Genomic DNA, 11,650 nt, shown 5'->3' with positions numbered 1-11,650 from the left:
AAATGTAGGGTAGCCCGCATGCGCAAACCACGCTTTCCCTTGCAGGCCCATCCGCGACGCACGTAGTGCGGAGTGGGGTGGATGATTGCTTTGTCACTAGGTTTGGAGGTGCGAGGGCACGGTGCGTGCGCGGACCACTTCGGGATAGCTTAAGTGGTGGACACCTAAAGGCTAGCGGTTTGAAGCCCGCTTTCTTTGCTTACTTTCTTTGCGGCGGCAAAGAAAGTAAGTGCCGCCCCGCACAGGGGCGAAGCTAATAGACCGATAAGAATGCAAGGAAAGGCCAACACCCCAGTAAAACCAAAAAAACCAAGGCGCCGCAGGCAACCCCCCGGGGGCACTACAAAACCTTAACAACCAAAGACAAAACCATAGTCAACAACAAAGTAGACATAAACGGAAACGGATACTCCTTCCCAAACATCCTGAGCGTCACATCCCCGGGCATCCGCCCAATCCCAATCTTCCTGAGCCACGGCCAGGAGCCCGACAAAATCGCCACGGCGATAAACATAGTCAACAACCACCGGATCATCGTGAGCCCCTAACGGAAATGCAATTCACCACGAACGCGGTCAAAGAGTATGCGTCCGATCCCCGCTCGCAAACGCGTCGAGCGTCTCCTCGATCTCCCGCGAAAACGCAATCACCTTGAACAACTCACCCATCTCCGCCTCGGACAATAACTTCTGCACCGCATTCGCCGCAGGCAAAAACCGCGTCGTGTCCGCTGGGTCAATCTCCCCCAATACCTCAGTAATTCCGGCGTTCAGAAGAAACCGCGCCTGCGATGTGTACCCCAGCAAGTCAGCTCCCGTATCCACGCCCGCCTCGGCGATGCCCGTAAACTCTACGTGCGCCGTGATGTCCTGCAAACCCGGATACAAAAACGGATCGCCGTGCGCCCGGTGCCGGTAGTGGCACATCAACGTGCCCTGCGCTCGCTGTGCATGGTAGTACTCGTGTCGCGGAAAACCATAGTCGATCAGCAACGCCGCGCCTCGCGTCAGCATCGTGCAGATCGTCCGCGTGAACGCTCGCGCCGCCTCGTGCGTCTCCGCAATGTAATCGCCGTCCACTTCAAGACTCGTCAGAAACTCCATGTCCTGCTGTGCGCTCACCGGCCGGTCGGCGAAGGCGAGCTCGTCGTTGCTGAACGTCACGCCGCGCTCGTGCCACACGCCATTCGTATGAGCGAAGAGACGCACCGGCATCGCGTCCAGCACCTCGTTGCCGATCACCACGCCCTCGAACTGCTCCGGTAACCCATCCAGCCAGCGGACCCGCGCTGCCAGTGCAGGCGCTTGCGCTTCGATCATTGAGCGTTGCCGTTCACGCAGTTCGCCGGATAGGTCCACGATCGAGTAAGTTTCGACGGCGGCGCCCAGTTCCTCCAGCGCGTTCAGCAGGCCGGCTGCCAGTTTGCCGGTCCCGGCGCCGAATTCCATCACGTGGCGTGTGCCGCTCGCCTCCAGCGCCTGGGCGACCGGTCGCGCCAGCGTCGCGGCGAACAACGGTGACAGTTCCGGGGCCGTCACGAAGTCGCTGCCATCCTCCGGACGGCGGCCGAATTTGATCGATCCGCCGCCGTAGTAGCCCAGTCCCGGCGCGTATAGCGCCTGCTCCATGTAGCGGTCGAACCGCAGCCAGCCATCCGCTGCGGCGATCGCCGAGCGGATCTGCGCGGACAGCGCTTCCGACTGCGCAAGCGCGCTCGGGCCGGGAGCAGGTAAACTATCGGGTTGGTGAGCTATCGGATTCATCCGTGTATTGTAAATGACCGTTCCTACCGACACTTCCGCCGCCGTCGACCGTCCGGCCTCCGTTCCGCGTGTTGTCCTGATCACCGGCGCTGCCCGGCGGATCGGCCGCGAACTGGCGCTCGGCTTTGCTGGGCGGGGCTGGGACGTCGCCGTCCATTACGGGAAGTCGAAGCCGGAAGCCGACCAGGTGGTCGCCGAAATCGTCGCGCTCGGCCGCCGGGCGGTCGCGCTGCAGGCGGATCTGGTTGTCGAGGCGGAAGTCGCCCGGCTCGTGCCCGATTGTATGGCGGCGTTGGGGCGGCCAGTGTGTATCGTCAACAATGCGTCCCAGTTCGACGAAGATACCGCCCAGAGCATAGGCTACGAACAACTGCTCAGCCATATGGCCGCGAATGTCGGCGCGCCGCTCGTGCTGGCGCGTATGCTGTATGAGGCCACGCCCGAAGCCGCCCGTAGCGACGAGGCGCAGCGCGCGGTCGTCATCAATGTGCTGGACCAGAAGCTGTACAACATGAATCCGGATTACCTGTCCTACACGCTGTCCAAGGCGGCGTTGCAGACAGCTACCGTCGCGCTCGCCCAGGCGCTGGCGCCGAAACTGCGTGTGGTGGGTCTCGCGCCCGGGCTGACGCTGCAGTCCGGCGATCAGACGCCGGAAGGTTTTGCCGAAGCTCATCGCATCACCCCGCTCGGCCGCGCGTCGCGGCCCGAGGATATCGTTGCCGCCGCGCTGTATCTGGCCGAGGCGGCGGGTGTGACCGGGACGACGCTGGTGGTCGACGGCGGTCAGCACCTCGTGCCGTCCCCGCGTGACGTGATGTTTTTGACGGGCGCCTGAATGTGCGCGGCCCTTAAATTTAGGGGCCGTGGTGCGTTGAAGCGCCCCCTTGCGTGCCCCGCACGCTTTTTTTGACTGGAACGACCATGTTTGCCGCTCTTTCGCATCCCCGGCTAGCCGATTGCCGCCGGCTTTTTCTGCGCAACTACGAAGTGCACATCAACATCGGCGTGCATGACTTCGAAAAGCGCGGCGAGCAACGCGTCGTGATCAACGTCGAACTGTACGTGCCGCTCGCGCTGTCGACCCCCGTCGAGGACAAACTGCGCGAAGTCGTCGACTACGACTTCATGCGCGCTACCATCGCACGCCGCGTCGAACGCGGTCACATTCACCTGCAGGAAACGCTTTGCGACGACCTGCTGACCGCGCTGCTCGCCCATCCGCAGGTGCGCGCGGCCCGCGTGTCCACCGAAAAGCCGGACGTGTATCCGGACTGCGATGCCGTCGGCATCGAAGTCTTCCGCATCAAAGAGGATTGAGTCATGAACGCTCCTGAGATCCTGAGCGCCGAAACGACGCGCGAGGCAGCGCCGGCCGAAACGATGGGCGCCGCGGCGACTGCCGAACGGTCCGCCAAGCCTGCGCTTACGCGCCGCGAGCAGAAAGAGGCGTACGAGAACAACAAGCTGTTCAAGCGGCTTGCGCGCCTCGTCGGTCAGGCGATCGGCGATTTCAACATGATCGAGGAAGGCGACAAGGTGATGGTCTGCCTGTCGGGCGGCAAAGACAGCTACGCCATGCTCGACGTGCTGATGCGCCTGCGCGAGCGCGCGCCGATCCACTTCGACATCGTCGCGGTGAATCTCGACCAGAAGCAGCCGGGCTTCCCGGAACACGTGCTGCCCGAGTATCTGAAGCAGCTGGACATCCCGTTCCATATCGAGAATCAGGACACCTACAGCATCGTCAAGCGGCTAGTGCCGGAAGGCAAGACCACCTGCTCGCTGTGTTCGCGGCTGCGTCGCGGCATCCTGTACCGCGTGGCCGGTGAGCTGGGCGCCACCAAGATCGCGCTTGGCCACCATCGTGACGACATCCTGCAGACGCTGCTGCTGAACCTGTTCTACGGCGGCAAGTTGAAGGGCATGCCGCCGAAGCTGCAGTCGGATGACGGCAAGAACATCGTGATCCGGCCGCTCGCCTACGTGAAGGAAACCGATCTGGAGAAATACGCGGAGTTGCGCGAATTTCCGATCATTCCGTGCAACCTCTGCGGCAGCCAGCCGAACCTGAAGCGCGCGGAAATGAAGGCGCTGATCCGCGATTGGGACAAGCGCTTCCCGGGCCGCGTCGAGAATATGTTCAATGCATTGTCGAATATCGTGCCGTCGCATCTGATGGATCACAAGCTGTTCCCGTTCGCCGGCCTGCGCGCGACGGGCGAAGCCGATCCGCACGGCGATATCGCCTTCGACGAAGAGCCGTGCTCGACCGATTCCATCGAGGGCGCGACGCTCAACGGATCGAAGCCGATTTCGATCGTGCAGTTCGACGATCTGTGAAGCAGTACGCATTGCTTTGAAGTTGCTCTAAACGCCCCGGAAGCCCCGTGCTTCCGGGATTGCGAACCTCCGTAGTAAATCCGCCCGCGAGCGTCTCTGTCATGGGCCGCATGCTAGAATCATCGGCTCCAAACTCGTCCCCTCGCCGACGCCATGAACATCGTGATTTTGGCGGCAGGCACCGGTAAGCGCATGCGCTCCGCGCTGCCCAAGGTGCTGCATCCCCTGGCCGGCCGGCCACTTCTGTCTCACGTTATCGACACCGCTCGTACGCTCGAGCCCAGCCGCCTCGTCGTGGTGATCGGCCATGGCGGTGAAGCCGTGCGTGCTGCGGTAGCCGCGCCCGATGTGCTGTTCGCCGTCCAGGAACAGCAGCTCGGCACAGGGCACGCCGTGAAGCAGGCTTTGCCGTTACTCGATCCCGGCGTGCCGACGCTGGTGCTGTACGGTGACGTGCCGCTCACGCGGGCGAGCACGCTCAAGCGCCTCGTCGACAGTGCCGCCGAGGGCTGCTACGGCGTCCTCACGGTGATGCTCGACGATCCCACGGGGTACGGTCGCATCGTGCGCGACCAGACCGGCTGCGTGGTGCGGATCGTCGAGCAGAAGGATGCGACGCCGGAACAGCTGCGTATCGCCGAAATCAATACGGGCATTGTCGTGACGCCGACCGCGCAGCTCGGCATGTGGCTCGCCGCGCTGAAGAACGACAACGCGCAGGGCGAGTACTACCTCACCGATGTGGTCGAGCGCGCAACCGAAGCCGGTTTTGAGGTTGTCACGGCCCAGCCCGATGAAGAGTGGGAGACGCTTGGCGTCAACAGCAAGCAACAGTTGGCCGAGCTGGAGCGGATTCACCAGCAAAACGTCGCGGAAACCCTGCTGGTAGCGGGCGTGACCCTGGCCGACCCGGCGCGTATCGACGTGCGCGGCACGCTCGAATGCGGGCGCGATGTGTCGATCGACGTGAACTGCGTGTTCGAAGGGCATGTGACGCTCGCAGACAACGTGACGATCGGCCCCAACTGCGTGATCCGCGATGCCACGATTGGTGCGGGTAGCCACGTCGAAGCGTTCACGCATATCGAAGGCGCCGAAATCGGTGCGAACGTGGGGCTTGGACCGTATGCGCGGCTACGGCCAGGGGCGACGCTGCTGGACGAATCGCATGTGGGCAACTTCGTCGAAGTGAAGAATGCCGTGCTGGGCCATGGCTCGAAGGCGGGGCATCTCACCTATATCGGCGACGCGGATGTCGGCGCGCGGGTGAACATCGGCGCGGGCACCATCACCTGCAATTACGACGGTGCAAACAAGCACCGCACGGTCATCGAGGACGATGTGTTTGTCGGCTCGGATACGCAGTTTGTCGCGCCGGTACGCGTCGGCCGCGGCGTGACGATCGCCGCGGGCACGACGATCTGGAAAGACGTCGGGGACAATGTGCTGGTGCTGAACGACAAGACCCAGACGAGCAAGACGGGTTTCGTACGCCCGACCAAAAAGAAAAGCTGAAGCTCACCCGGCGTGCGTGCAGTGCACGCCTTGAAACCGAACCCCTGCAAAGGACTCAGAATCTATGTGCGGCATTGTCGGCGCGGTTGCGCAACGTAATATCGTCCCCGTCCTGATCGAAGGATTGCGTCGTCTCGAATATCGCGGCTACGACTCGTGCGGCGTCGCCGTGCTGGCCAACGGTGAACCGCTGCGCGCGCGTAGCGTCGCCCGGGTGGCGGATCTCGACGATCAGGTGCGCGAGACTCACCTTGAAGGGATCACGGGGATTGCGCACACACGCTGGGCCACGCACGGCGCGCCGGTCACGGACAACGCTCATCCGATCTTCTCGCGAAACGCGCTCGCGCTAGTTCACAACGGCATCATCGAGAACTATGAAGCACTGCGTGAAATGCTGCGCGGCAAGGGCTACGAGTTCGTCTCGCAGACCGATACGGAAGTGATCGCGCATCTGGTGCATAGCCTGTATCAGGGCGATCTGTTCGCCGCGGTGCGTTCCGCGGTGAAGCAGTTGCATGGCGCGTATGCGATTGCCGTGCTGCATAAGGATCAACCGCATACGGTGGTGGGTGCGCGTCAGGGTTCACCGCTGGTCGTTGGATTGGGCGATGGTGAGAACTTCCTTGCTTCGGATGCGCTGGCGCTTGCTGGCAGCACTGAGCGCTTCATCTTCCTCGAGGAAGGCGACGTGTGCGAGCTGGCGCTCGAACAGGTGCGAATTGCCGACCGCGATGGCGACATTGTCCAGCGCGAAGTGCGTCAGGTGGCGGCGTATGGTGGCGCGGTCGAACTTGGCCCGTATCGGCACTTCATGCAGAAGGAAATCTTCGAGCAGCCGCGCGCGATTACTGACACGATTCCGCAAGCCGAGACCTTCGATGCAGCGCTGTTTGGTGACGGTGCGCAGAAGGTGTTTGAGGGTATCGACAGCCTGCTGATTCTCGCGTGCGGCACGAGCTATTACTCGGGACTGACGGCGAAGTACTGGCTGGAATCGGTGGCGAAGATTCCGACCCAGGTAGAGATTGCGAGCGAGTATCGCTATCGCGAGTCGGTGCCGAATCCCAAGGCGCTGGTGGTGGTGATCTCGCAGTCGGGCGAAACGGCGGATACGCTCGCGGCGTTGAAGCATGCGCAGTCACTTGGGCATCAGCATACGCTGGCGGTGTGCAACGTCGGCACGAGTGCGATGGTACGGCAGACGGAGTTTTCGTTCCTCACGCATGCAGGACGCGAGATTGGTGTGGCGTCGACCAAGGCTTTTACTACGCAACTCGTGGCGTTGTTTGTGCTGGCGGTTACGCTGGGCAAGCTGCGCGGGCATGTGAATGCGTCGCAGGAAGCGGATTACATCAGGCAGCTACGTCACTTGCCGGCGGCGCTCAATAGCGTGCTGGCGCTTGAGCCGCAGATCATCGCCTGGTCGGAGGAGTTTTCACGCAAGGAAAATGCGCTGTTCCTCGGGCGTGGGCTGCATTATCCGATCGCGCTTGAGGGTGCGTTGAAGCTCAAGGAGATTTCGTATATTCATGCTGAGGCTTATCCGGCAGGTGAGTTGAAACATGGGCCGCTGGCGCTGGTGACCGAGGCAATGCCGGTGGTAACGGTGGCGCCGAACGACGCGCTGCTTGAAAAGCTAAAGTCGAATATTCAGGAAGTGCGGGCGCGCGGTGGTCAGCTTTATGTGTTCGCGGATGCGGATACGCGGATCGTCAATGACGAAGGTCTGCATGTGATTCGGATGCCTGAGCATTATGGGTTGCTGTCGCCGATTCTTCATGTGGTGCCGCTGCAGTTGCTGGCTTATCACACGGCGTGTGCGAGAGGGACGGATGTGGACAAGCCGCGGAATCTGGCTAAGTCGGTGACGGTGGAGTGAGGGCAGGGGGCGCGAGCCGTATATCGGAGCGCGCGCTGACCTCGGTTGGCGTGCTCCTAAGCCGGCCCAAAAACCACCGCCCCCACACCCGCAACATGCGTAAAACTCCGAACAAACCGATACACCTGATCCCCGACCTCTAGCCTGTTCACCCCAGCCCGCGTCAGTTCAAGTATCTCGTCGGCCACGCCTACTGCGATGGTTCCCTGGCGACTCAACGGATTCTCCTCATCCGCCGGGTCACCAACATAAACTGAACACACCCCGGCCTCGTGCCGCATCATCACGACGGACTTCCCTTTGTCCAGCGCGAGGTCGAGGTATTTGATCAGAGCCAGCAGCGACTCCGGCGTCGCGTCCTGCGGACTGTTCACCAGCTCGGAAGAAGTAGTCATTTCGCTGTCCCTGTCGAAGGTGCCTGTCCTGAAGAAGGAAGCTCGCACGGCTCCACTATAAGCAGCCATCCGCAGATTCGGAACATGTTTGCGCGGACATTTGCCGTGAGACGGGCTGCCGCCAGCTGAGTCGTCAACCGGCAAGCACCCACCCGCGCCCGTCGAAAATCCTCGTCATCGTTCAGAAAGGTTGCATCCAATTTGCTTTCAAACGATAATGATTCGCATTAATATTAGTAATACTTCCGGCGCACCACGGTCCAAACCGGTCCGTATCGCGCCGCGCTAGCGTTCGGTACGGGGAAAATCTTCATGCATGGCGGTATGCGGTACAACCTTTTGGCAACTCGACGCAGGCGAAACTGGATCGGCACACTACTCGCGGCGAGCGTAATCACCACTTCCGCGCAGGCGGCGGACACCGCCGAGACGCCCGACAGCACCGCGAAAGCAAACGCAGACAGCAGCGTCAAAAGTGGCGCGAAGGCCACCGCAAGCACCACCGCGGACAACGCCAGCCAACTCGCCCCGGTAAAAGTCATCAGCGAGAAGTCCAATCATTTCGCTCCCTCGAGCATCGAAACCGGCCCCTACAAGGGCCTCGACGCGCTCGACGTGCCCGCAACCGTCAACGTGGTGACGCGCGATGTGATGGACGCCCAAGGCGATACCGGTCTCTACGACGCGCTGCGCAACGTAGCCGGCGTAACTCGCCTGCAGTTGAACGGTCTGGCGTACGACAATCTCGCGATCCGCGGCATCGCGCTCGACAACCGCTCGAGCTACTACATCGACGGCATCCTGCCGATCGACAACAACGTCTGGATGCCGATGGAAGACAAGGAGCGCGTCGAAGTCCTGAAGGGCGCGTCGGCGCTCTACTACGGCTTCACCGTCCCAGCCGGCGTCGTCAACATGGTCATGAAGCGGGCGGGCGCCGAGCCCGTCACGAGCGTGACGGCGCTCGCCGACTCGAACGGTTCGTACGGCGTCGCGGTCGATCTCTCCCGGCGCTTCGGACAGGACAACCAGTTCGGCATTCGCGTCAACGCGATGGACGAACACGTCGAGACGCCGATCGACGGCGATCGCGGCTACCGCAAGTTTGTCAGTGCCGCGCTCGACTGGAAACTGAGCAGCAAGCTCAAGCTGCAATACGATTTCGAGCACGTCGAATCGAGCATCGTTGAACAGGCGGGTATCGTGCCGCTCACCGCAAAGAACGGCGTTATCACACTGCCAGCGATACCCGATCCGTCGAAGCTGCTGGTCAGCAACGCGCATCCGACCAGATCGAGCGCCGATACCCAGCTGCTGCGCGCCGACTACGCGCTGTCCGAAAACTGGAACGTGGACTTCTCGATCGGCCAGTCGATCACACGGCGCGACCGTTGGGCCTGGGTGTTCCAGAAGTACAGCGTTGCGACGGGCGCCGGCAGCTTGCAAGCCAGCGAGCAGAACGGCCAGATGTACGAGAACAAAAACGTGCGGCTCGAAACGACCGGTGCGTTCAAGACGGGCCCGATCGGTCACACGCTGACGGCTGGCGTCATGCAGAACTGGTTGTTCCAGCCGGACTTCACGACCTACTTCTACACAGCGAGCCAGAATCTCTACGACCCCGTGTCGATCACGAAGCTGACCGCGAGCGGCACGCCGAAGCAGTTCTACGCGCAGCACATCCGCAACAGCGGCGTGTACCTGTTCGACCAGGTCGACCTGACCTCGCGTCTGCAATTCATCGCTGGCGTGCGCCGCTCCGAATATATGAGTTCGCAGCTGGGCACGCCGAGCCAGGATATCAACAGGACGTCGCCGTCCGGCAGCCTCAGCTACCGCCTCACGCCCAACACGAGCGTCTATGCAAGCTACGTCGAGGCGCTCGAGTCGGCCGGTAGCGCACCGTCCACGGCTGCAAACGCCAATCAGATCCTGCCAGCGGCCGTGAGCCGGCAGGAGGAAGTGGGCGTTCGTACCCGGCTGGCGGACCGTGCGCTGGTGTCGCTCGCGCTCTTCAATCTGCGTCAGCCCTCGGCCGATACGAATGCCGACAACGTCTACGTCATGGACGGCAACGCACGTTTTCGCGGCATCGAGTTTTCGGTGCAGGGCGATGTGACGAAGGACATTTCGTTGACGGCGTCGACGGTCTATCTCGACGCGAAGCAACTCGACTCGTCGGATTCGACGCTGGTCGGCAAGACGCCGGAAAACACACCGCACGTCACGGCGAGTCTGTTCGCCGAATATCGCGTGCCGGTGCTCGCAGGCCTGTCGGTCAACGGCGGGATGTACTACGTGGGGCCGCGCCCGGTGAACAGCGCCGATCAGGCGTGGATCGGCGGCGCCACGATTTACACCGCGGGCTTGCGTTACGCGACCCGTGTATACGGCAAGCGCGTGTCGTTCCAGGCGAATCTGGAAAACGCCACCAACAAGCGCTACTGGAGCGCGGCGGGTTCGAATCAGCTCGCGGTCGGCCTCGGCCGCACGCTCGAACTCACATCCACCATCGACTTTTGATCAACAGGTATCCGATGAACGACCTCGCGACCCGTACCGGCGCAAATACGGAATTCAAAGACCGGCCTCGATCCCGCGCCAGCGGTTCGCGTTCGTTTCGCAGCACCTTTCTCAAATGGCTGCGCAAGGTGCACGGCTGGATCGGTCTGTGGGGTGCGGTGCTGGGTCTGCTGTTCGGTGTGACTGGTTTTCTGCAGAATCATCGCGCAACGATGAAGATCAAGGTCGGCGGTCCGGTCGTTTCGACCGTGCAGATGCCTGTGGATGCGGCGCAGTTCAGGACGCCGCGCGAACTGGCCGGCTGGCTGCGTACCGAACTGAAACTCGACCGGCCCGCGGAGCGCGTCACGCGTGATCCGTCCGGCCCAGTCACGTGGGGCGATCAGTCGGTGATTCAACCGGAGCATTGGGAGGTGCGCTTCAACGCGCCGAACTATCTCGTCAGTGCGGACTACTGGAAGGGCGGCACGTTTGTTAGCGTCGAACGGCGCGATCAAGGCCTCGTTGCGACGCTCGAAGGTTTGCATCGCTCGACGGGGGCGGGCGTCGGCTGGATTCTGCTTGCCGATTCGATGGCCGGTAGCATGATTCTGCTGTCGTTGACCGGTGTGATTTTGTGGACCGAACTGAACCGCAGACGCACGATCGGAGCGGTGATTTTCATGTCCTCGATCGCTGCAGTGATTATCCTGGGCATTCAGACGCTTTAGCGTCTGAGCGAGCCGCACTGGGCTGATGAGCCCTGCGGGCTTGTCGCCTGGACCGGCGCAGACGGCGCGCCCGGTCCAGGTCGGACTCTTCAAAAAGCCGTTACTAGAGCGAACTCGCTCGGCCGCGACTGAAAAGACGAATAATGAAGAGCAAGATAACTGCGCCAATGAGCGCCGTTATCAGCGAGCCGATAATGCCGCCGCCCAGATGCAGGCCGAGCGCTCCGCCAAGCCATCCACCTATGAAGGCGCCGACAATCCCGACAATGATGTCGACGACGATGCCGAAGCCGCCACCGTCGACGATGCGCCCCGCCAAGGCACCAGCAATGCCTCCGATAATTAGCCAGAAAATGATGCCATGTGAGACCGGGTCCATATTTACCTCCTGATGGGCAGAATCCGCGCTAGCGGCGAACAAGCATTCCGGTCGTGAGACCGCCCGTTCAGACGGGCACAAAGCGTGAACCGGACGGATTCCTTAAGGATCTCCAGCCGGTTTGCCGGGAATGGGTTACT

11 protein-coding genes are annotated in these 11,650 nt (G+C 61.9%); 7 read left to right on the top strand and 4 right to left on the bottom strand.

Going from position 1 to position 11,650, the window contains the following annotated elements; translation table 11 throughout:
- Positions 1-340 precede the first annotated feature (340 nt).
- Both P3T24_RS35810 and P3T24_RS35805 read right to left on the bottom strand, forming a co-directional pair.
- Positions 341-535 carry a DUF2905 domain-containing protein gene (locus tag P3T24_RS35810; RefSeq protein ID WP_074262803.1) on the bottom strand — a complete coding sequence of 65 codons (195 nt, stop codon included), beginning with the start codon at positions 533-535 and terminating at the stop codon, positions 341-343.
- Between the two features lie 40 nt (positions 536-575).
- Complete coding sequence (locus tag P3T24_RS35805; protein ID WP_429441506.1) at positions 576-1,763, bottom strand: class I SAM-dependent methyltransferase; 1,188 nt, start codon at positions 1,761-1,763, stop codon at positions 576-578.
- A 13-nt stretch (positions 1,764-1,776) separates the two neighbouring features.
- Between P3T24_RS35805 and P3T24_RS35800 the strand changes: the two genes are divergently transcribed.
- The 5 genes from P3T24_RS35800 to glmS all read left to right on the top strand — a co-directional run bounded on the left by P3T24_RS35800 (position 1,777) and on the right by glmS (position 7,503).
- Positions 1,777-2,601, top strand: coding sequence for an SDR family oxidoreductase (locus tag P3T24_RS35800; protein WP_429441505.1), 825 nt, complete (start codon positions 1,777-1,779; stop codon positions 2,599-2,601).
- Positions 2,602-2,687: 86 nt separating this feature from the next.
- The gene (locus P3T24_RS35795) at positions 2,688-3,083 is read left to right on the top strand and encodes a dihydroneopterin aldolase (protein WP_074262800.1); all 396 of its coding nucleotides are present in this window, start codon (positions 2,688-2,690) and stop codon (positions 3,081-3,083) included.
- A gap of 3 nt (positions 3,084-3,086) precedes the next feature.
- Entirely contained in the window at positions 3,087-4,106 is a 1,020-nt protein-coding gene (ttcA, locus tag P3T24_RS35790) for a tRNA 2-thiocytidine(32) synthetase TtcA (RefSeq protein WP_429441503.1), read from the top strand.
- A gap of 153 nt (positions 4,107-4,259) precedes the next feature.
- Positions 4,260-5,621, top strand: a complete 1,362-nt coding sequence (gene glmU / locus P3T24_RS35785) for a bifunctional UDP-N-acetylglucosamine diphosphorylase/glucosamine-1-phosphate N-acetyltransferase GlmU (RefSeq protein WP_429441502.1) — start codon at positions 4,260-4,262, stop codon at positions 5,619-5,621.
- A 64-nt stretch (positions 5,622-5,685) separates the two neighbouring features.
- A complete protein-coding gene (gene glmS / locus P3T24_RS35780; RefSeq protein WP_429411568.1) occupies positions 5,686-7,503 on the top strand; it encodes a glutamine--fructose-6-phosphate transaminase (isomerizing) in 1,818 nt (605 codons plus the stop codon).
- Positions 7,504-7,559: 56 nt separating this feature from the next.
- On the opposite strand, the gene P3T24_RS35775 is transcribed toward glmS, so the two are convergent.
- Positions 7,560-7,898 (bottom strand): hypothetical protein, encoded by a 339-nt coding sequence (locus P3T24_RS35775; RefSeq protein WP_429441501.1) that lies wholly within the window; start codon positions 7,896-7,898, stop codon positions 7,560-7,562.
- A gap of 324 nt (positions 7,899-8,222) precedes the next feature.
- Here P3T24_RS35775 and P3T24_RS35770 point away from each other — a divergent pair, with 324 nt between their 5' ends.
- The gene (locus P3T24_RS35770) at positions 8,223-10,421 is read left to right on the top strand and encodes a TonB-dependent receptor (protein ID WP_429441499.1); all 2,199 of its coding nucleotides are present in this window, start codon (positions 8,223-8,225) and stop codon (positions 10,419-10,421) included.
- Positions 10,422-10,435: 14 nt separating this feature from the next.
- Entirely contained in the window at positions 10,436-11,131 is a 696-nt protein-coding gene (locus tag P3T24_RS35765) for a PepSY-associated TM helix domain-containing protein (protein ID WP_429441498.1), read from the top strand.
- 103 nt (positions 11,132-11,234) lie between these two features.
- On the opposite strand, the gene P3T24_RS35760 is transcribed toward P3T24_RS35765, so the two are convergent.
- The gene (locus P3T24_RS35760) at positions 11,235-11,510 is read right to left on the bottom strand and encodes a GlsB/YeaQ/YmgE family stress response membrane protein (RefSeq protein WP_074262751.1); all 276 of its coding nucleotides are present in this window, start codon (positions 11,508-11,510) and stop codon (positions 11,235-11,237) included.
- Positions 11,511-11,650: the final 140 nt, after the last annotated feature.

It is taken from the genome of Paraburkholderia sp. GAS33 (assembly GCF_050436645.1).
In the GTDB taxonomy this organism is placed as follows: domain Bacteria; phylum Pseudomonadota; class Gammaproteobacteria; order Burkholderiales; family Burkholderiaceae; genus Paraburkholderia; species Paraburkholderia phenazinium_B.
This window is presented reverse-complemented; position numbering and strand designations above follow the sequence as displayed.

Coding starts and splice junctions, on each gene's coding strand:
- P3T24_RS35810 (WP_074262803.1), bottom strand. CDS start 535: ATGATCCGGTGGTTGTTGACTATGTTTATCGCCGTGGCGATTTTGTCG.
- P3T24_RS35805 (WP_429441506.1), bottom strand. CDS start 1,763: ATGAATCCGATAGCTCACCAACCCGATAGTTTACCTGCTCCCGGCCCG.
- P3T24_RS35800 (WP_429441505.1), top strand. CDS start 1,777: ATGACCGTTCCTACCGACACTTCCGCCGCCGTCGACCGTCCGGCCTCC.
- P3T24_RS35795 (WP_074262800.1), top strand. CDS start 2,688: ATGTTTGCCGCTCTTTCGCATCCCCGGCTAGCCGATTGCCGCCGGCTT.
- ttcA (WP_429441503.1), top strand. CDS start 3,087: ATGAACGCTCCTGAGATCCTGAGCGCCGAAACGACGCGCGAGGCAGCG.
- glmU (WP_429441502.1), top strand. CDS start 4,260: ATGAACATCGTGATTTTGGCGGCAGGCACCGGTAAGCGCATGCGCTCC.
- glmS (WP_429411568.1), top strand. CDS start 5,686: ATGTGCGGCATTGTCGGCGCGGTTGCGCAACGTAATATCGTCCCCGTC.
- P3T24_RS35775 (WP_429441501.1), bottom strand. CDS start 7,898: ATGACTACTTCTTCCGAGCTGGTGAACAGTCCGCAGGACGCGACGCCG.
- P3T24_RS35770 (WP_429441499.1), top strand. CDS start 8,223: ATGCGGTACAACCTTTTGGCAACTCGACGCAGGCGAAACTGGATCGGC.
- P3T24_RS35765 (WP_429441498.1), top strand. CDS start 10,436: ATGAACGACCTCGCGACCCGTACCGGCGCAAATACGGAATTCAAAGAC.
- P3T24_RS35760 (WP_074262751.1), bottom strand. CDS start 11,510: ATGGACCCGGTCTCACATGGCATCATTTTCTGGCTAATTATCGGAGGC.